We start from the raw sequence: 17,759 nt of genomic DNA, 5'->3' as shown, positions 1-17,759 counted from the left end.
ACCATCTCGACCGACTTCTGTCGACTTGTCGTCAGAAGTCGAGGCTGAGCAGCGGCTCCCGGAGGGCCGGGGCGGCGGGCCTGGGCTCCGGCAGGACCGGGCGCCGGGCGGCCGGATTGGTGCGGTGGTACAGCTCATCGATGAGGGCGTTCGCCAGGCCGACGAGCTTCGCGATCTCGGTGTCGTCGCGCTCCACCCAGCGGCAGAGCGGCTCGTCGTCGATGGGGACGAAGTCCTTGTGCTCCTCCCAGACGACGAGCGTGCGTTCCGCGCCGATCACGTACTGCTGCCACCACACCTGGCGCAGGTAGTTGCGCGGGATCGAGCGCCAGGACTTCGTCGTGGTCTTGATCTCCGCGAGGACGACGGCACCACGTTCGGTGACGGCGATGCCGTCGGGCGTGGCGAGGTGGCGGTGCTCGACCTCCGCCCGGAAGAGCGCCGAGGAGGGGTTGATCCCGTGGGTCGCCGCGACCCAGCGGGCGATCTCGGGTTCGCGGGCACGCCCGTGGTCGGTGAAGGCGTTCCCGGAGAATCCGGTGCCGCCGAGCTTCGCGTCGGCCGCGCGCTGGATGGAGGCCGGGGTGGAGAGGGTCGCGACGTCGGTCGCGGTGATCCCCCGCGACCGTGCCCGCAGCCACGAGATGCGGTCGCTGGAGTCAGCGACGATCCGGGAGAGCAGGGCTGAGTTCACGACTCCATTGTCCCGCACACTTCGGCCTCCGGCGGTATTCGTCGCCGAGCGAGCGACGATGGGCGATGGACTTTTGTTTGACCACCGACAGAAGTGTGGCTAGCCTGGATCACGCAGCAGCGGCTGCCTGACACCATCATCATTGAGGAGCATCGTGTCGACTTCCCACCTCTCCGTCCAGCTCTACTCGGTACGGGAGCCGCTGAGCGCGGACCGTGCCGCTGCGCTGCAGCGCCTCACCGAGATCGGATTCCGCCAGGCGGAGCCGTTCGGCTTCGGTCCCGGTGTGAGCCTGCAGGACATCCACGATGCGGGCCTCGTCACGCCGAGCGCGCACGGCAAGGTCATCGACGAGGGCATCGACCTCTCGGCCGTCTTCGGCGCGGCCGCCGAGCAGCAGGTCGGCGTCCTCATCGACCCCGCGATCGCCGTCGAGCGGTTCGCCACGGCGGACTCGGTCGCCTCGATCGCCGACGACCTCAACGCGGCGGCCCAGGTCGCCGCCGGCCACGGGGTGCAGGTCGGGTACCACAACCACTGGTGGGAGCTCGAGGGCGACGTCGCCGGCACGAGCCCGCTCGAGCACCTCGCCGCCATCACCGACCCCGCGGTCGTGTTCGAGGTCGACACCTACTGGGTCGAGGTCGGCGGGCGCCGCGCCGTCGACGTCCTCGCCACCATCGGCGACCGGGTGCGGTTCATCCACGTCAAGGACGGCGACGCCTCGCGCGACACGATGAGGCAGCTGCCGGCGGGCGCCGGTGTCGTCCCCGTGCTCGACATCATCAACGCAGCACCGCAGGCGTTGCGCGTCGTCGAGTTCGACGCCTTCGACGGCGACATCTTCCAGGGGCTCGAACAGAGCTTCACCTACCTCACCACGAACGGAGTCCAGGCATGAGCGACAACACCGGAACGGTCGGTGTCGGCCTCATCGGCGCCGGCGTCATCAGCGACCAGTACCTCAGCAACCTCGTCACCTTCCCCGACCTCGACGTCCGCTTCGTCGCCGACCTCGACCTCGAGCGGGCGAAGACGCAGGCCGAGAAGTACGGTGTCCCCGGCCACGGATCGGTCGCCGAACTCCTCGCCGACCCCGAGATCGAGATCGTCGTCAACCTGACGATCCCGAAGGTGCACGTCGAGGTCGCCATGCAGATCCTCGACGCCGGCAAGCACGTGTGGAGCGAGAAGCCCTTCGCGCTCGACCGCGAGAGCGGCCAGGCGTTGCTCGAGGCTGCGAACGCCAAGGGACTCCGCGTCGCGACCGCGCCCGACACCTTCCTCGGTGCCGGCATCCAGTCCGCCCGCCGTCTGGTCGAGGCCGGCGGGATCGGCCAGCCGCTCACGGCCCTGACGCTCATGCAGAGCCCCGGCCCGGAGTCCTGGCACCCGAACCCCGACTTCCTGTTCCAGGACGGTGCCGGCCCGCTCTTCGACATCGGCCCGTACTACATCACCGCCCTCGTGCAGCTGTTCGGCCCGATCGCCCGCGTCACGGCGTTGGCCTCGCAGGCGTTCCCGCAGCGCACCATCGGCTCCGGTCCGCGCGCCGGACAGTCGTTCGACGTGACCGTGCCGACGCACGTGAGCGCCCTGTTCGAGTTCGAGAGCGGCCAGCTCGCGCAGAGCGTGTTCAGCTTCGACTCGAAGCTCGGACGGACGCAGTTCGAGGTCGCGGGCTCCACCGGGACGCTCGTCGTCCCCGACCCCAACACCTTCGAAGGCGAGCTGCTCGTCTACGGCGGTGGCGAGGAGCCGGAGTCCATCCCGTCGACCGGCCCCACGCAGGGTCGCGGGACCGGTGTCGTCGAACTCGCGCAGGCGATCCGCGCCGGACGCCCGGAGCGCGCCTCGGGTGAGCTCGCCTACCACGTGCTCGACGTCATGGTCTCGACCGCCGAGTCCGGCCTCAGCCGCACCTCGGTCGACGTCGTGAGCACCGTCGAACTCGCTCCGGCCCTGCCCGAGGCGTGGACCCCGGCGGACCGTTCCCTCGGAGCATGACCGTGACGGCTCCCGGCATCGCGGTGGTGGGCGGTGGCTTCATGGCCACCGTCCACAGCCGGGCGGCTCGCGCAGCGGGTGCCCGGCTGGTGGGTGTCGTCGCCTCGACACCCGAGCGGTCGCGTCAGGTGGCCGGCGAGCTGGGGTTCGAGCGCGGGTACGAGTCGCTCGACGCCATGCTCGCCGATCCGGCGGTCGACGTGGTCCACGTCTGCACGCCCAACGCCCTCCACGCGGAACAGGCCCTGGCGGCGATCGCCGCCGGCAAGCACGTCGTCTGCGAGAAGCCGCTCGCGACCGACGCCGAGACCGCGCAGCGGCTCGTGACCGCCGCCGCGGAGGCCGGCGTCGTCGGCACCGTGCCGTTCGTGTACCGGTTCCACCCGCTCGTCCGCGAGGCCAGGGCGCGCGTCGCGGCCGGTGACCTCGGGACGCTGCTCACCATCAGCGGGTCCTACCTGCAGGACTGGCTGCTCGCGCAGACGGACGACAACTGGCGCGTCGACTCGGCTGCCGGCGGGCGCTCGCGCGCGTTCGCGGACATCGGCTCGCATCTCGTCGACCTCATCGAGTTCATCACCGGGGCGCGCATCACGGAGCTGAGCTCCACGGTCCGCACCTTCTTCGCCGAGCGCGCGAACACCCCCGAGGTCACCACCGAGGACGCCGCCGCGGTCGTCATCCGCCTCGAGGGCGGGGCCATCGGGACGCTGCTCGTCTCACAGCTCGCGCCCGGCCGGAAGAACCGTCTCCACCTGGAGGTAGCCGGCACCGAGCTGAGCATCGGCTTCGACCAGGAGGCCCCCGAGACACTGTGGTTGGGACGCCGCTCCGGCACGCAGCTGCTCCCGCGCGACGCCGACCAGCTGCACCCGGACGCCGCACGACTGTCGATCATCCCGGCGGGCCACCCGATGGGCTACCAGGACGCGTTCAACGCCTTCATCGCGGACAGCTACGCCGCGATGGCCGGGCAGGCCCCCGACGGGTTGCCCGTCTTCGCGGACGGCCTCCGTGCCGCCCGTATCACCGAGGCGGTCCTGGACGCCGCCGACACCGGCGCCTGGACCCCGGTCGCCACCTCCACCGATGACGAGACGAGGATCACCGCATGACCGACACCACCGACAAGCCCTACGCGAGGCGACTTCCCGTGACGCTGTTCACGGGGCAGTGGGCCGACCTCCCGTTCGAGGAGGTCGCGCGACTGGCTGCGTCCTGGGGCTACGACGGGCTCGAGATCGCGGCGTCCGGCGACCACCTCGACCTGAAGCGGGCCGACGAGGACGACGCCTACCTGCAGTCGCGCCTCGACATCCTCGACCGGCACGGACTCGAGGTCTTCGCGATCTCCAACCACCTCACCGGGCAGGCGGTGTGCGACGACCCGATCGACTTCCGCCACCAGGCGATCGTCCGCGACTACACCTGGGGCGACGGCGACGCGGAGGGCGTCCGGCAGCGCGCGGCCGAGGACATGAAGCGCTCGGCCCGGGTCGCCCGCAAGCTGGGCGTCGACACGGTCGTCGGCTTCACCGGCTCGAAGATCTGGCAGTACTCGGCGATGTTCCCGCCCGTCCCGGCCTCGGTCATCGACGCCGGCTACGAGGACTTCGCGACCCGGTGGAACCCGATCCTCGACGTGTTCGACGCGGAGGGCGTCCGCTTCGCCCACGAGGTGCACCCCTCGGAGATCGCCTACGACTACTGGACGAGCGTCCGCACCCTCGAGGCGATCGACCACCGCCCCGCGTTCGGCTTCAACTGGGACCCGTCGCACATGATGTGGCAGGGCGTCGACCCCGTCGGCTTCATCGTCGAGTTCGCGAACCGCATCTACCACGTCGACTGCAAGGACACGCGGATCCGGCCGGCGACCGGGCACGCCGGCATCGTCGGCTCGCACCTGCCCTGGGGTGACCCGCGTCGTGGCTGGGACTTCGTGTCGACCGGTCACGGCGACGTGCCGTGGGAGGACGCGTTCCGCGCCCTGTCGAGCATCGGCTACGCCGGACCGATCTCCATCGAGTGGGAGGACGCCGGCATGGACCGCCTGCACGGAGCGGAGGAGGCGGTCGGGTACATCCGGAAGCTGCTCTGGAAGCTCCCCGAGCAGTCCTTCGACGCCGCGTTCAGCACGCAGTAGGGCGTTGTCGCTGGAGCTTCCACCCGGTCCCTGAGCCTGTCGAAGGGCGGTCGGCGGGCTACAGCGCCTTCGCCGCGGCGACGAGCACCTGGTTGAGCGTGGGTGCGCCGGTGGCGCGGAACACCTCGGTGCCGTCGTCGCTCGTGATGATGACGGTCGGCGTGGACCGGATGCCGTCGGCTTCGGCCTCCGCGGACCGGAATGCGACGTCGCGCTCCTCGACGACGGCGCCGGCCACGAGCGCCGGGACCTCGGCCAGGACGGCGCGAGCCTGCATGCAGGGGGCGCAGAAGGCGGAGGTGTACAGGGTGAGCTTCACGCTTCGTCCAACGCCGACCGGCCGTCCGTCATTCCGCCGGTCGCCGGTTCCTGGGTGATCGGTCAACCCGTCGCCGCTTTCCGGGCCGATGCACCAGGATGGGCGCATGAGAATCGCAGTGACGGGAGGCTCGGGCAAGCTCGGGCGAACAGTGGTCGGCCATCTTCGGGAACACGGCCACCTGGTGATCAACTTCGACCAGGCGGGGGAACGCGGTGACGGCTTCGTCCGCATCGACCTGCGCGACGCCGGGCAGGTGTTCGACGCCCTCACCGGGGTCGACGAGCAGGCGCCGGACGGGTTCGACGCGGTCGTCCACCTGAGCGCCATCCCCGCGCCAGGGCTCTCGACGAACACGGCGACCTTCCAGAACAACATCATCGGCACCTACAACGTGTTCAACGCCGCCATCAAGGCGGGCATCACGAACATCGTCACGGCGTCGAGCGAGACCGTCCTGGGTCTGCCGTTCGACACCCCGCCGCCGTACATCCCCGTCGACGAGGCCTACGCCGCCCGACCCGAGTCGACGTACTCGCTGTCGAAGCACCTCGAGGAGCAGCTCGCGATCGAACTCACCCGGTGGCACCCCGAGCTCAAGATCATCGCCCTCCGCTTCTCGAACGTGATGGACGAGGCCGACTACGCGGCGTTCCCGTCGTTCGACGCCGACGCCACGCTCCGCAAGTGGAACCTGTGGGGCTACATCGACGGCCGTGACGGCGCGCAGGCCGTGCGCCTCGCGCTCGAGCACCAGGCCACCGGCTTCGACCGCTTCATCATCGCGGCCGCCGACACGGTCATGTCGCGCGACAACACCGAGCTCGTCGCCGAGGTCTTCCCGGACGTGCCCGTCAACGGCGACATCGCGGGCAACGGGACGCTGCTGTCGATCGACCACGCCCGCGAAGTCCTCGGCTACGACCCGAAGCACAGCTGGCGCTGACCCGTTCTCAGGAGTTCCTCGGCGCGTCGCCCGCTCGCGAGCCCGGCGCGCCGGAGGACTCCTGAGAACGGGACTTCAGAGGGTGTCGTTGAGCTTGGCGAGCAGCTCGGCCAGGCGGCGGACCTCCGCCTCGTCCCAGGACGAGAGCTGCTGGTAGAGCATCGCCTGGTCGTTGGCCCGTGTCGACTCCATCCGGCGCTCGCCCTCGGCGGTCGCGACGACGAGACTCGCACGGCCGTCCTCCGGGTCCGGCGTCTTCGTCACGAGGCCGAGGGTCTCGAGCTGGTGGACGAGCCGACTCACGGCGCTCTTGTCGATCGCCAGCATCTCGGCCAGGGCACCGGCACGCACTGCTCCGGAACGCGACACCATGCTGAGCAGCTTGTAGCCGGCCGGCTGGAGTCCGGGGGAGATCCGTTCGGCCCGATCACGGATGCCGTTGCGGATGCGATTGATGAGCAGGGCGAACTGCTCCTCCACCGCCCCGATCGCGAGATCGTGCGCGGTGCCGGCCGCTGCGTCGTCGGCAGCGGCCGGCCCGGCCTGGGCGTCGTGATCGATGGACATCGTTCGCATTGTACGGACTAGCGACCGTGGCGGGGGCTGTGCGCCCCGGTGCCTGCGTCGGCACGCGAGTCGACGTCCTCGTCGCGTCCGCGCTCCAGCCGCGTGTCGGCCTCGCCACCGATCATGGCCTCGGCCACGTCGAGCGCACCGGTCGCGAACGACTGGGTCGAGGTCGATGCGGTCGCGGTCGAGACGGAACCGGTGGCGGCACCGACGAGTGCCGGTTCCCCGCCACCCTGCTCGGCCATGCGCTGCACCGCGTTCTTCGAACCGAGCTTCTTGTTCGGCAGGAAGATCACGGCGAGGATCGTGAGGATCGCGAGCGGCGCGGCGACGAGGAAGATGTCGGCGACCGCGTCCCCGTAGACCGACTCGATGATCGTCCGCACCGACTCCGGCAGCGTGCTCACCTTGGGGATCGTGCCGCTCGACAGCGTCTCGGCGATCTTGGCACCGGGAGCACCGAGGGCGACGATGGCCGCCTGCAGGTCGTCCTGGCGGTCGGACAGCATGTCGGTCACCTTCGTGGCGAGCACCGAGCCCATGACCGACACGCCGATCGTGCCGCCGAGGCTCCGGAAGAACGCGACACCCGCGCTCGCCGTACCCAGCTGCTGCGGCAGGACGTCGTTCTGGACCACGAGCACGAGGTTCTGCATGACCATGCCGACGCCCGCACCGAGCACGAACATGTAGACGGAGACGAGCAGGTAGTTCGAGTCGTAGTGGATCGTGCTCATGAGGAACAGGCCGACGGTGAGCAGGATGGAACCGACGATGAGGTACGGCTTCCAGTGGCCGAAGCGGGAGATGAACTGCCCGACGACGATGGAGGCGATCAGCAGACCGCCGATCATCGGGAGGGTCAGCAGACCGGACTCGGTCGGCGTGGCACCGCGGGCCAGCTGCATGTACTGGCTGAGGAAGACGGAGGTGCCGAACATCGCGACACCGACCGAGATGCTCGCGATGACCGCGAGGGTGAAGGTGCGGTTCTTGAAGAGCGACATGGGGATGATCGGCTCGTCGACCTTGATCTCGACGATGACGGCCGCGGCGAGCAGGAGGACGGAGACACCCACCATGACGAGCGTGGTGAAGCTCGCCCACTCGAACTGCGTACCGGCCAGCGTGACCCAGATGAGCAGCAGCGAAACGCCGCCCGCGATGAGCGCGGCACCGAGGTAGTCGATCTTGACCTTGCCGACGGTCCGCTTCGGCAGGTGGAGCGTGCGCTGCAGGAGGAAGATCGCCGCGATCGCGAAGGGGACGCCGACGAAGAAGTTCCAGCGCCAGCCGAGGGAGTCGGTGAGGAGACCGCCGAAGAGCGGGCCGCCGACGGTGCCGACGGCCATCACGGCGCCGAAGAGGCCCATGTAGCGGCCGCGTTCACGCGGGCTGATGATGTCGGCCATGATGATCTGGCTGAGCGCGGTGAGTCCGCCGGCGCCGAGGCCCTGGAGCACACGGAAGCCGATGAGCGTGCCAGTGTCCTGCGAGAAGCCGGCGAGTGCCGAACCGAGGACGAAGATCCCGAGGGCGAGCTGGATGAGCAGCTTGCGGTTGAAGAGGTCGGCGAACTTGCCCCAGATCGGGGTGGAGACGGTCGTGGCGAGCAGGGTCGCGGTGACGACCCAGGTGAACGCGGTCTGGTCGCCGTTCAGGTCGGAGATGATGCGGGGGAGCGAGGTGGAGACGACGGTTCCGGCGAGGATCGAGACGAACATGCCGAGGAGGAGGCCGGAGAGGGCCTCGAGCACCTGGCGATGCGTCATGCCGTTGTCCGCCCGCCCGGGCGTGACGGTTGCAGTGGTGTTGGTAGACATGGGCTCCGCGATCGTGATGACATCAAGTAGTTGATATGCGTCAACTATATGACAAGTAGTTGATCAGTGTCAACCAATCGCGACGGTGGGGTATTCCCGTTGCCCTGCGACAGGCACAGAGGCCGGGGAGGGGCGGCTCGGGGAGTGGAGGGAGTCCGCTCCCCGAGCCGGCCGAGCGGTCAGCGCCGAGTCGTGACGTCCTTGAGCGTTCCGTTCGCGATGTGCAGTCGCCGCTCGGCGCGCTTCGCGACGGCCGAGTCGTGCGTGACGATGACGACGGTGAGCCCGCGGTCGCGCCACAGGCCCTCGAGGAGGTCCATGATCTCGTCGCGGGTCTCCTCGTCGAGGTTGCCGGTGGGTTCGTCGGCGAGCAGCACTCGGGGTTCCTTGACGAGCGCACGGGCGATCGCGACCCGCTGTTGCTGCCCGCCCGACAGTTCGGTGGGGAGGTGCGAACCCCGCTCCGCGAGTCCGACGGACGCGAGCGCCGCTCTGGCCCTCGTCTCACGTTCGGCCCGCGGGGTGCCGATCGGGACCAGCGCCATCTCGACGTTCTCCTGCGCCGTCAGCGTGGGGATGAGGTTGAACCCCTGGAACACGAAGCCGATCTCCGTGGCGCGGATCCTCCCGAGCTTCGTCTCGCTGAGCGTCGAGAGGTCGTCGCCGGCGAGGGAGATGCCGCCGGCGGTCGGTCGGTCCAGCGCGCCGAGCATCTGGAGGAGCGTCGACTTGCCGCCGCCGGTCGGGCCTTGGATGGCGACGAGCTGGCCGTCGGGGATCTCGAGGTCGACGCCGTCGAGCGCCGTGACGGAGCGCTTCGCCTGGCGGTACTGCTTGGTGAGGCCGGTGATCGTGTACATGGGGTCCTTCGTTCTGCTGGGTGGAGTGCTGCGTGGGACCGCCGGATGGGCGGGGAGCGGACCGCCGGCGGCGGCCGGTGCATCGCCTAGGCGACGGAGCGGAGCGCCTCGGCCGGACGGAGTCGTGCGGCGCGCCACCCGCCGATGGCACCGGCGAGCAGCCCGCCGAGGATGGCGATCCCGACGGCGATGACGATGATCCAGGCGGTCACGGGCGCCTGGAGGACGATGTCGGTGGTGGTCGCGGTCGCCGCGCCCGGGGCGCCGCCGAACCCACCGGCCGCTCCCGCCGTCGCGTCCGACGGCATGCCCGCGGCGCCGCCGGGGCCGCCGAACCCGCCGCCGCCGGAGGTCGTCGCCGCCGCGCTGAGTGTCGGGGCGACGAGGTTCACGACGAGGATGCCGACGAGGCCGACCGCGACACCGACGGCGCCGCCGATGAGCGACTGCACGACGGACTCGCCGGCGACCTGGCCGACGATGCGCCGGTTGCTCCAGCCGATCGCCTTGAGCGTGCCGAACTCGCGGGTCCGGCGGGTGACGCCCGAGATCGTGAACAGGATCGCGATGAGGAACGCGGCGGCGAGCACGATGAGCGACAGCCAGGTGCCGAGGTTCGACACGAGCGTCGATGCCGAGGCGAGCGAGCCGGACACGGTGGACGCGAGCTCCTCCTGGGTGCTCACGGTCGCGTCGGGCAGTGCCGTCTCGATGTCCGTCTGGACCTGCGTGATGTCGGTCGACGAGGCGGCCTGCACGTACACGTCGCTGACCTGGCCGTCGAGCCCGGCGAGCGTCTGCGCGACGTCGAGGGGGATATAGACGTTCGACGCGGTCGTGGCGTCGGCTCCGGAGGCGGTCACCGTGCCGACCACCGTGAACGTGGTGCCCGCGAGGTCGATCGTGTCGCCGGTGGCGATCCCCGCCTCGGTGGCGTAGGCGGCGTCGAGGACGGCGACGTCCGCGCCGGCGTCGTCGGCTGCGAGCGAGCGACCGTCGCTGAGCGTGACGGCCGAGAGCGGACCGACGGCGTCGCCCGAGGGGTCGAGCCCGAGGACCGTGAAGGAGTCGATGCCGAAGGAACTGCCGCCCGCGCCGTCCGGACCGCCCTGTGGCGGGGTCGCGCCGGTCGCGTCACCGCCGGGCACGCCTGCCGTCCCGTCGGAGCCCTGCGCCTGGGAGACGTCGGGCAGCTCGCCCGTGAAGGTCGTGTTCGTGAGCGACAACGTGGCTGCCGCGGCCTCGACGTTCGCGACGTCGGTGATCGTGTCGAGCGCCGTCGCATCGAAGGTCGACGTGCCACGCGCCGCCTCGAGCCGAGACTGGTCGACGGTCGTCGTCCCGTCGCTCGTCGCCCCGTCGCCCGAACCGAAGTCGAAGGTCTGGCCGGGGCCGCCGCCCTCCGTCGGCGCCTCGGCGGCCTGACTGACCGTGATGTCCGTTCCGACCCCGTAGACGGATTCCAGCACGGACGCCTGAGCCGTCTTCACGCCGGTGGCGACGGAGTTGACGATGATCACGAGGGCGATGGCGAGCGCCATCCCGATGGCGATGATGACGGTCTGTTTGCGACGACCGACGAGTTCCCGCCGGAGATACGTTCCGAACATGTCTGCGTTTCCTTCTGCTCCTGGTCCACGTGTCGGCATCCCGTTGCGCGGCGCCGACGATCCGCACGTCGCGGATGACTCGGACCGGACGCTACGGAGGCTCACTTGGCCTGCGCCTCGGCGACGCTATGAATCGGCCCAGGCCCCCGACGGGCGCTCCGTCGGCTCCAAGCAGGCTCAGCATCCGTCTGGCCGGTTCATGGACAGCTCATAGGGTCGGGGCCAATACTGAACGCGTGAACATGCAGACCCAGGCGTCCGGTGCGGCGCGAAGCGCACTCAAGCGGGCCGACGGCACCGCCGTGCGAGTGCTCGTCGTCGATGACGAGGCGACCCTCACGGACCTCCTGCAGATGGCTCTGCGGTACGAGGGATGGGAGATCCGGACCGCCGCCGACGGTCGGGAGGCGCTGACGATCGCCCGCGACTTCCGACCGGACGCCGTCGTGCTCGACATCATGCTGCCGGACCTCGACGGGCTGCAGGTGCTGAACCGCCTGCGCACCTCGGGAAGCGACGTGCCCGTGCTGTTCCTCACCGCCAAGGACTCGCTCGACGACCGCATCGCCGGCCTCACCGCCGGGGGAGACGACTACGTCACGAAGCCCTTCAGCCTCGAGGAGGTCGTCGCCAGACTCCGCGGTCTCATCCGCCGATCGACCCTCCTCGCCGCGGACGAATCCGGCCCCGACATCATCGTCGGCGACCTCGTGCTGAACGAGGACAGCCATGAGGTGACCCGAGACGGCGAGTCCATCGAGCTCACCGCGACCGAGTTCGAGCTGCTGCGGTTCCTCATGCGGAACCCGCGTCGGGTCCTCAGTAAGGCGCAGATCCTCGACCGGGTGTGGAGCTACGACTTCGGCGGTCGGGCGAGCGTCGTCGAGATCTACATCTCCTATCTCCGGAAGAAGATCGACGCCGGGCGCGAGCCCATGATCCACACCGTGCGCGGCGCGGGCTACATGCTGAAGATCCCGACGGTCGGTTCGTGACCACGAGCGCCCCGGCCGCCGACCCGGCAGCGACGACCGCCGGCTCCGTCCACCCGAAGCGCGCGCCCTGGACGCTGCGTCGACGCCTGATGGTCGTCGTCGTGGGGCTGCTCGCGCTCGGCAGCGTCGTCGTCGGCGTCGCGAGTGCCGTGGCGGTGAACGGCCTCCTCACCGAGGGTGTCGACAACCAGCTCACGAAGGCCGCCGAGCGGATCGTCGACTACGGCCGGAACGGCCAGCTGTCGACCCCCGACGCGGCGCCGGACTCCGAGCTGCCCGGCGGGTACGGCGGCGGAACCCGCGAACCTCCGGCCTTCATCGGCGCCCCGGGGCTCGGGCCTGGGGCGCTCGGAGCGATCGTCGTCGACGGCACGATCGTGAACGCCGGCTACCTCAACGCCGACGGCAGTACCGTCCCGTGCACGGAGAGCCAGGATGCGATGATCCTGACGGTCTCCGCCGGTGGCCGCCCGTCCACCATCGACCTCGGTGCCTACCTCGGCGAATACCGGGTCGTCGCCGTCACCGACGCGAGCGGCGCCACGAGGGTCATCGGGCTGCCGCTCTCCGAGGTCACGTCGACGGTCATGCAGCTCGTCACGCTCATCGCGATCATGAGCGTCGTGGTCCTCCTCCTCGCCGGCCTGGCCGCATTCGCGATCGTCCGGTACTCGCTCCGCCCGCTCGACCGGGTCGTCGCCACGGCCGCCGTCGTGGCGGAACTCCCGCTCGACCGTGGAGAGGTCGCGCTGGCCGTCCGGGTGCCGGATTCCGACACCGACCCGCGGACCGAGGTCGGCCGCGTGGGTTCGGCGATCAACCGCATGCTCGGCCACGTCTCCTCCGCGCTCAACGCACGGCAGGCGAGCGAGAACAAGGTCCGCCGGTTCGTCTCCGATGCGAGCCACGAACTGCGGACGCCGCTCGCGTCCATCGCCGGCTACTCGGAGCTGGCCGCCCGGAGGTCCGACACGCTCCCCGAGGACGTGACGCACTCGCTCGGCCGCATCCGCTCCGAGGCCGGCCGCATGACGACGATCGTCGAGGACCTGCTGCTGCTGGCGCGTCTGGACGAGGGACGGGAGCTCGCCAAGCGCCCCGTCGACCTCACCGAACTCGTCATCCACACGGTCGGCGACGCCCACGTCGCCGGTCCCGGGCACGTCTTCGAACTCGACTTCCCGGAGGAGCCCGTGCTGGTCACGGGGGACGCGTCGCGCCTGCAGCAGGTGATCGTCAACCTGCTGGCGAACGCGCGGACGCACACCCCGGCCGGGACGACCGTGCGGACGGGGCTCGCGATCGAGAGCGGCCCAGGCGGCGAGCTCGCGGTCCTGACCGTCGCGGACGACGGGCCGGGGATCGACCAGGCCCTCCAACCCAACCTGTTCGAACGCTTCGTGCGCGGCGACGACTCGCGGTCACGGGCCACCGGGAGCACCGGCCTCGGGCTGGCGATCGTGCACGCCGTCGTGACCGCGCACCACGGTTCAGTCTCGGTCGAGAGTGTCCCCGGACGCACGGTGTTCCGGGTCGAGCTGCCGGCCGCCGCGGCTCCGGCCGGGCCTGTCCGAGCGGGGGAGTGATGCGCGTGCGGCCGGGTAGCGTGGTCCCCATGTGGGTGAAGGTGTGCGGGCTGTCGGAACCGTCGAGCGTCGCGGCGGCGGTCGAAGCGGGGGCCGATGCGATCGGGTTCGTCTTCGCGCCCGGATCGCCCCGCACCGTCGAGCCGGAGATCGTCGCCTCGCTGGTGGCCGACGTCCCCGAGCACGTGCTCACCGTCGGGGTGTTCCGGCGGCAGTCGGTCGAGGAGGTCTCGCGCATCGCGGGTGAGGCCGGGGTGCAGGCGGTCCAGCTCCACGGCGACGAACCGCCCGAGGCGTTCCACGAGCTGCAGGCGATGGGGTGGCGGACCCTCCGGGCGACCTCGGCCGTGCGCTACGCGTCCCAGAACGCCGCAGAGCGCGCCGCCTTCGCGGAGGAACTGCTCCTCCTCGACGCACCCGACCCGGGCGTCGGCAAGACCTTCGACACGATCGCCCTCACCGCGAATCCGCCGACCCGCACCTGGATCCTCGCCGGCGGTCTGACCCCGGCGAACGTCGCCGGTCTCGTCGCGGAACTCCGCCCGTGGGGGGTCGACGTCTCGAGTGGGGTCGAGTCGTCGCGCGGGGTGAAGTCCCCCGAGCTCATCCGGTCGTTCGTGCACGCCGCCCGCACCGCCCGGGCGGTCTGAGCGTCTGATGCGCACCCGCTGGTCCGGGATGTGACCAGCACGCTACATTCGTCGGATGAGGCGGTCGGTCGACCGCGACGACGACGAGGAGCGCCACCACCGTGATCGACACCATCCTGCTCGCCGCGGACGACAACGGTCGTGCCGCCATCGAGTTCATGAACGCCCCCGCCAACGTCTTCGGCGGCATCATCGGCTACGTGCTCTTCGTCGCATCCGTATGGGGCATGTTCGAGAAGTCCGGTCGCGCGGGCTGGACCGCGCTCATCCCGATCTACAACTGGTACGTCGTCGTGAAGCTCGCCGGCTTCACGGGTGCCGCCACGATCCTGTACTTCATCCCGCTCGTGAACATCGTCTTCGGCTGGGTCGTCGGATGGCACATCGGCAAGCAGTTCGACAAGAGCACCGTGTTCCGCGTCTTCGGACTCATCCTCTTCCAGCTGATCGGATTCTTCATCCTCAGCTACGGCTCGGACCGCTTCCTCGGCAAGCAGGCCGACCGCTCCTAGACGCCTTCGGCGGGCACGAAGGCGTCACCGGGACGGCCAGGCCCACGGCGGCGTCGACAACAGGCCCTGGTCCGCGACCAGGGTCTCGCCGAGCTGCTTCACCAAGCGGTGCTCGTGCACGTCGCCGGCCTCCAGCATCGCGTCGATGAGTGGGCGGGCGTGGGAGACGACGATGAGCTGGGTGTCGGCGCTCGCCGCGGTGATGAGCCGGGCGAGGTGCGGCAGGAGCTCGCCGTGGAGACTGGTCTCCGGCTCGTTCAGCACCATGAGCTCCGGCGGGCGCGGGGTGAGCAGTGCCGCGACGAGCAGCAGGTAGCGGAGCGTCCCGTCGGACAGCTCGCCGGCCGACAGGGGCCGGAGCATGCCGGGCTGCTCGAACTCCAGGCGGAACACCGCGTCATCGGCGCGCACCCGGAGGCGACTGCCGGGGAAGGCCTCGTCGACGGCGGCGTCGAGTCGGTCGGCACCACCGGACTCGATGATCGTCTGCACCGCGGCCGCGAGGTCCGATCCGTCGTGCCCGAGCACCGGGGTGCGCGTGCCGACCTGCGGGGTGCGGGCCGGGGCGTCGCGGTCGGTCCGGAACTGGTCGTAGAACCGCCAACCGCGCACCTGGCTCCGGATGCGCAGGACCTCGGGCGTCGCGTCGGCGTCGGAGAACTCGGTGAGGATGCTCTCCGACACCCCGAGCGCCCGGCCGGCCGGGCGCCAGGACCCGTCACGGACGCGGACCGACGGCCCCTGTCGGTCGACGAGCAGGCTGCTCGGCTTGGCCAGCGCGCCGGCGAAGATCTGCTCCCGTTTGATCTCGGGGTCACGACCGAACAGGGTGCAGGAGGGCTGTGGGATGCCGAGGTCGACGAGGTAGCCGAGGGTGTCCGTCGCGAAGCCGAGGAGCAGGCTGACCGGACCCGAGCGTCTCGTCCCGCGGACCGGGGTCCCGCCGTCGGCCGCGGCGTGCTGCACGTGCTCGGGTCCAGCCCAGAGGGTCGAGGAGAGCCCGCCGTCGCGAGCGAGGGAGCCGACCACGTCGCCGTCGCCCGCACTCGCGAGGAGTCGGAGCGCGCGGTAGAGGTTGGACTTCCCGGAGCCGTTCGATCCGGTCACCACGTCGAGACCGTGCAGGGGCAGCACCGTGTCGCGGATGGACCGGTAGCCGGCGATGGCGAGTGTCTGGAGCATGCCTCCATGATGTCGGCCACCGGGGACATCGCGCGGCGAGGGTGGTCCGGCGTGCTCCGAGCGTCTCCGCCGTGCTCCGGCGTGTGCTACGGTGGTGGAAACCAAAGACCGCCGGTCACTGTCGCGTGCAAACGAGACAGTCGAAGGTTCTCATGACGAGACGTCCAGCGCAGGTGTATGAAGATCTGATCGAGGCTCGCCTCTCCCCAGCTCCGTGCGCTTGCGCCGGAGCTTTTTTCATGCCCGAACCCTTCGCCGGCCCGGCGGTTGATGCGTGCGGCCTCCGCTGCACGCATACAAGATTCGAAAAGGAGTGGCCATGGCGAACAAGGAAGCCTCGGTTGCCGAACTCACGGAGAAGTTCCAGAGCTCGACCGCCGTTCTGCTGACCGAGTACCGCGGCCTCACTGTTGCTCAGCTCAAGACCCTGCGCAAGAGCATCAGTGCGGACGCAACCTACGCCGTGGTGAAGAACACGCTGACCAAGATCGCGGCGAACAACGCCGGCATCTCGTCGTTCGACGACGAGCTCGCCGGTCCGTCCGCGATCGCATTCGTGCACGGTGACCCGGTCACCGTCGCGAAGGCTCTTCGTGACTTCGCCAAGGCAAACCCTCTCCTCGTGGTCAAGGGCGGTTACTTCGACGGTAACCCGCTGACCGCTGAAGAAGTCGGCAAGCTCGCCGACCTCGAGTCCCGTGAAGTGCTGCTGGCCAAGCTTGCCGGCGCCGTCAAGGCCTCGCTGTTCGGAGCTGCCTACCTCTTCAACGCACCGCTCTCGAAGGCCGTTCGCACGGTCGAGGCGCTGCGCGAGAAGCAGGAGTCCGCGGCCGAGTAATTCGGTTCCGCGAACAATCAACCCCGTACCTGTACGCCGCGTGAAGCGGTTGCAGGGCATGAAACAAGGAGAACAATCATGGCAAAGCTGTCAAACGAAGAACTGATCAACGCCTTCAAGGAGCTCACGCTCATCGAGCTCAGCGAGTTCGTCAAGCTGTTCGAGGAGACCTTCGAGGTCACCGCTGCTGCTCCCGTCGCCGTCGCCGGCCCGGCTGCTGCAGGCGCTGCTGTTGAAGAGGTCGAAGAGAAGACCGACTTCGACGTCATCCTCGAGGCTGCTGGCGACAAGAAGATCCAGGTCATCAAGACGGTCCGCGAGCTCACCTCGCTCGGCCTCGGCGAGGCCAAGGCTCTCGTCGACGGCGCTCCGGCTGCCGTCCTCGAAGGCGCCAACAAGGAAGCCGCTGACAAGGCGAAGGAAGCCCTCGAGGCTGCCGGCGCCACCGTCACGCTCAAGTAGTCGGTCCCCTACGGGGGACAACCACTGGGCTGGCGCCCGACTCCGGTCGGTCGCCGCTGACGATCGCGGATCTTCCTGACGAGTGCTGCACGCACTCAGCAGAGACATCCGTGATCGGAGGGCATCGCCCCCGATCCGTTCGGGAGCGATGCCCTCCGTCCGTTAACCGGAGGGCCCGCGATTCGTCGTACCGCTCTCCGCACGCACGCGCGGATGCTCTGCACCCGTCGACGACGTTCGTCGACGGTTCACGCAGGCATCCGCGTCGTCGTCCCACTCCCCGTGAGGGTGGTGTTCGATGCGGTGCCCGAATCGGGAGAACCCATCACCATGAACACCCACGCACGCTGGCGTGCCATCACCACCTGGATCCGGGCGCGGCTCGCATCCGTGCCCGACCGACCGGAGCGGGCCGCCGACGCCCGTCCTCCGGATCCCCGGGTCACCGTGTCCTTCACCACCTGGATGCGCTGACCCGACGACGAGCCGGTCCCCGACGTGAACCCGCGTCGGGGACCGGCCGGTGGGAGATGCATAGCTGAGCTATGTATACTGGTCA

The 17,759-nt window shown here is 69.8% G+C and carries 19 protein-coding genes; 12 read left to right on the top strand and 7 right to left on the bottom strand.

Annotated features, from left to right (window positions below; all coding sequences use genetic code 11):
- Positions 1 to 31: 31 nt before the first annotated feature.
- Positions 32 to 694: a YqaJ viral recombinase family protein gene (locus tag ASE44_RS01125; protein ID WP_056776623.1), complete on the bottom strand. Its 663-nt coding sequence runs from the start codon at positions 692 to 694 to the stop codon at positions 32 to 34.
- A gap of 154 nt (positions 695 to 848) precedes the next feature.
- Between ASE44_RS01125 and ASE44_RS01120 the strand changes: the two genes are divergently transcribed.
- From ASE44_RS01120 to ASE44_RS01105, 4 genes are read left to right on the top strand one after another with little or no spacing between them, the layout of a single operon-like run.
- Positions 849 to 1,595 carry a sugar phosphate isomerase/epimerase gene (locus tag ASE44_RS01120; RefSeq protein ID WP_056776619.1) on the top strand — a complete coding sequence of 249 codons (747 nt, stop codon included), beginning with the start codon at positions 849 to 851 and terminating at the stop codon, positions 1,593 to 1,595.
- Entirely contained in the window at positions 1,592 to 2,701 is a 1,110-nt protein-coding gene (locus ASE44_RS01115) for a Gfo/Idh/MocA family protein (RefSeq protein ID WP_056014096.1), read from the top strand. The genes ASE44_RS01120 and ASE44_RS01115 overlap by 4 nt, the downstream gene beginning before the upstream one ends.
- The gene (locus ASE44_RS01110; protein ID WP_056777071.1) at positions 2,698 to 3,816 is read left to right on the top strand and encodes a Gfo/Idh/MocA family protein; all 1,119 of its coding nucleotides are present in this window, start codon (positions 2,698 to 2,700) and stop codon (positions 3,814 to 3,816) included. The genes ASE44_RS01115 and ASE44_RS01110 overlap by 4 nt, the downstream gene beginning before the upstream one ends.
- A complete protein-coding gene (locus ASE44_RS01105) occupies positions 3,813 to 4,847 on the top strand; it encodes a sugar phosphate isomerase/epimerase (RefSeq protein WP_056776616.1) in 1,035 nt (344 codons plus the stop codon). Before ASE44_RS01110 ends, ASE44_RS01105 begins: the two co-directional genes overlap by 4 nt.
- Before the next feature lie 58 nt (positions 4,848 to 4,905).
- Here ASE44_RS01105 and ASE44_RS01100 read toward each other — a convergent pair whose 3' ends face one another.
- Positions 4,906 to 5,166 carry a hypothetical protein gene (locus ASE44_RS01100; protein WP_056014101.1) on the bottom strand — a complete coding sequence of 87 codons (261 nt, stop codon included), beginning with the start codon at positions 5,164 to 5,166 and terminating at the stop codon, positions 4,906 to 4,908.
- 106 nt (positions 5,167 to 5,272) lie between these two features.
- On the opposite strand from ASE44_RS01100, the gene ASE44_RS01095 reads away from it, so the two are divergent.
- Positions 5,273 to 6,112: an NAD(P)-dependent oxidoreductase gene (locus tag ASE44_RS01095; protein WP_056776613.1), complete on the top strand. Its 840-nt coding sequence runs from the start codon at positions 5,273 to 5,275 to the stop codon at positions 6,110 to 6,112.
- Positions 6,113 to 6,187: 75 nt separating this feature from the next.
- Here the strand turns inward: ASE44_RS01095 and ASE44_RS01090 are convergent, their stop codons facing one another.
- From ASE44_RS01090 to ASE44_RS01075, 4 genes are all read right to left on the bottom strand, one after another.
- On the bottom strand, positions 6,188 to 6,679 hold the full coding sequence (locus ASE44_RS01090) for a MarR family winged helix-turn-helix transcriptional regulator (RefSeq protein ID WP_162235720.1): 492 nt from the start codon (positions 6,677 to 6,679) through the stop codon (positions 6,188 to 6,190).
- A 17-nt stretch (positions 6,680 to 6,696) separates the two neighbouring features.
- A complete protein-coding gene (locus tag ASE44_RS01085) occupies positions 6,697 to 8,454 on the bottom strand; it encodes an MDR family MFS transporter (RefSeq protein ID WP_082455593.1) in 1,758 nt (585 codons plus the stop codon).
- 230 nt (positions 8,455 to 8,684) lie between these two features.
- Entirely contained in the window at positions 8,685 to 9,365 is a 681-nt protein-coding gene (locus ASE44_RS01080; RefSeq protein ID WP_056776609.1) for an ABC transporter ATP-binding protein, read from the bottom strand.
- A gap of 86 nt (positions 9,366 to 9,451) precedes the next feature.
- Positions 9,452 to 10,975 carry an ABC transporter permease gene (locus ASE44_RS01075; protein WP_056776607.1) on the bottom strand — a complete coding sequence of 508 codons (1,524 nt, stop codon included), beginning with the start codon at positions 10,973 to 10,975 and terminating at the stop codon, positions 9,452 to 9,454.
- 242 nt (positions 10,976 to 11,217) lie between these two features.
- On the opposite strand from ASE44_RS01075, the gene ASE44_RS01070 reads away from it, so the two are divergent.
- From ASE44_RS01070 to ASE44_RS01055, 4 genes are all read left to right on the top strand, one after another.
- Positions 11,218 to 11,970, top strand: coding sequence for a response regulator transcription factor (locus ASE44_RS01070; RefSeq protein WP_056777068.1), 753 nt, complete (start codon positions 11,218 to 11,220; stop codon positions 11,968 to 11,970).
- On the top strand, positions 11,967 to 13,556 hold the full coding sequence (locus tag ASE44_RS01065) for a cell wall metabolism sensor histidine kinase WalK (RefSeq protein WP_056776604.1): 1,590 nt from the start codon (positions 11,967 to 11,969) through the stop codon (positions 13,554 to 13,556). Before ASE44_RS01070 ends, ASE44_RS01065 begins: the two co-directional genes overlap by 4 nt.
- 29 nt (positions 13,557 to 13,585) lie before the next feature.
- The gene (locus tag ASE44_RS01060) at positions 13,586 to 14,206 is read left to right on the top strand and encodes a phosphoribosylanthranilate isomerase (RefSeq protein ID WP_056776600.1); all 621 of its coding nucleotides are present in this window, start codon (positions 13,586 to 13,588) and stop codon (positions 14,204 to 14,206) included.
- 101 nt (positions 14,207 to 14,307) lie between these two features.
- Positions 14,308 to 14,718: a DUF5684 domain-containing protein gene (locus ASE44_RS01055; protein WP_056776598.1), complete on the top strand. Its 411-nt coding sequence runs from the start codon at positions 14,308 to 14,310 to the stop codon at positions 14,716 to 14,718.
- 24 nt (positions 14,719 to 14,742) lie between these two features.
- On the opposite strand, the gene ASE44_RS01050 is transcribed toward ASE44_RS01055, so the two are convergent.
- Positions 14,743 to 15,900 carry an AAA family ATPase gene (locus ASE44_RS01050; RefSeq protein WP_056776595.1) on the bottom strand — a complete coding sequence of 386 codons (1,158 nt, stop codon included), beginning with the start codon at positions 15,898 to 15,900 and terminating at the stop codon, positions 14,743 to 14,745.
- Positions 15,901 to 16,219: 319 nt separating this feature from the next.
- Here ASE44_RS01050 and rplJ point away from each other — a divergent pair, with 319 nt between their 5' ends.
- The 3 genes from rplJ (at position 16,220) to ASE44_RS18350 (ending at position 17,674) form a co-directional block, all read left to right on the top strand.
- Complete coding sequence (gene rplJ / locus ASE44_RS01045) at positions 16,220 to 16,738, top strand: 50S ribosomal protein L10 (RefSeq protein ID WP_056014121.1); 519 nt, start codon at positions 16,220 to 16,222, stop codon at positions 16,736 to 16,738.
- Between the two features lie 78 nt (positions 16,739 to 16,816).
- The gene (gene rplL / locus ASE44_RS01040) at positions 16,817 to 17,200 is read left to right on the top strand and encodes a 50S ribosomal protein L7/L12 (protein ID WP_056014124.1); all 384 of its coding nucleotides are present in this window, start codon (positions 16,817 to 16,819) and stop codon (positions 17,198 to 17,200) included.
- Positions 17,201 to 17,530: 330 nt separating this feature from the next.
- Positions 17,531 to 17,674 (top strand): hypothetical protein, encoded by a 144-nt coding sequence (locus tag ASE44_RS18350; protein ID WP_157579743.1) that lies wholly within the window; start codon positions 17,531 to 17,533, stop codon positions 17,672 to 17,674.
- The last annotated feature ends 85 nt before the right edge of the window (positions 17,675 to 17,759 follow it).

The organism is Plantibacter sp. Leaf1, assembly GCF_001421315.1.
Lineage (GTDB): Bacteria > Actinomycetota > Actinomycetes > Actinomycetales > Microbacteriaceae > Plantibacter.
The sequence above is the reverse complement of the archived record's forward strand: the minus strand, read 5'-3'. Positions and strand labels throughout refer to the sequence as shown.

What these genes read in the sequence shown, in the direction of transcription:
- ASE44_RS01115 (WP_056014096.1), top strand. Translation starts at nt 1,592, where the DNA reads ATGAGCGACAACACCGGAACGGTCGGTGTCGGCCTCATCGGCGCCGGC.
- ASE44_RS01110 (WP_056777071.1), top strand. Translation starts at nt 2,698, where the DNA reads ATGACCGTGACGGCTCCCGGCATCGCGGTGGTGGGCGGTGGCTTCATG.
- ASE44_RS01105 (WP_056776616.1), top strand. Translation starts at nt 3,813, where the DNA reads ATGACCGACACCACCGACAAGCCCTACGCGAGGCGACTTCCCGTGACG.
- ASE44_RS01095 (WP_056776613.1), top strand. Translation starts at nt 5,273, where the DNA reads ATGAGAATCGCAGTGACGGGAGGCTCGGGCAAGCTCGGGCGAACAGTG.
- ASE44_RS01090 (WP_162235720.1), bottom strand. Translation starts at nt 6,679, where the DNA reads ATGTCCATCGATCACGACGCCCAGGCCGGGCCGGCCGCTGCCGACGAC.
- ASE44_RS01085 (WP_082455593.1), bottom strand. Translation starts at nt 8,454, where the DNA reads ATGACGCATCGCCAGGTGCTCGAGGCCCTCTCCGGCCTCCTCCTCGGC.
- ASE44_RS01080 (WP_056776609.1), bottom strand. Translation starts at nt 9,365, where the DNA reads ATGTACACGATCACCGGCCTCACCAAGCAGTACCGCCAGGCGAAGCGC.
- ASE44_RS01075 (WP_056776607.1), bottom strand. Translation starts at nt 10,975, where the DNA reads ATGTTCGGAACGTATCTCCGGCGGGAACTCGTCGGTCGTCGCAAACAG.
- ASE44_RS01070 (WP_056777068.1), top strand. Translation starts at nt 11,218, where the DNA reads ATGCAGACCCAGGCGTCCGGTGCGGCGCGAAGCGCACTCAAGCGGGCC.
- ASE44_RS01060 (WP_056776600.1), top strand. Translation starts at nt 13,586, where the DNA reads ATGTGGGTGAAGGTGTGCGGGCTGTCGGAACCGTCGAGCGTCGCGGCG.
- ASE44_RS01050 (WP_056776595.1), bottom strand. Translation starts at nt 15,900, where the DNA reads ATGCTCCAGACACTCGCCATCGCCGGCTACCGGTCCATCCGCGACACG.
- rplJ (WP_056014121.1), top strand. Translation starts at nt 16,220, where the DNA reads ATGGCGAACAAGGAAGCCTCGGTTGCCGAACTCACGGAGAAGTTCCAG.
- rplL (WP_056014124.1), top strand. Translation starts at nt 16,817, where the DNA reads ATGGCAAAGCTGTCAAACGAAGAACTGATCAACGCCTTCAAGGAGCTC.
- ASE44_RS18350 (WP_157579743.1), top strand. Translation starts at nt 17,531, where the DNA reads ATGAACACCCACGCACGCTGGCGTGCCATCACCACCTGGATCCGGGCG.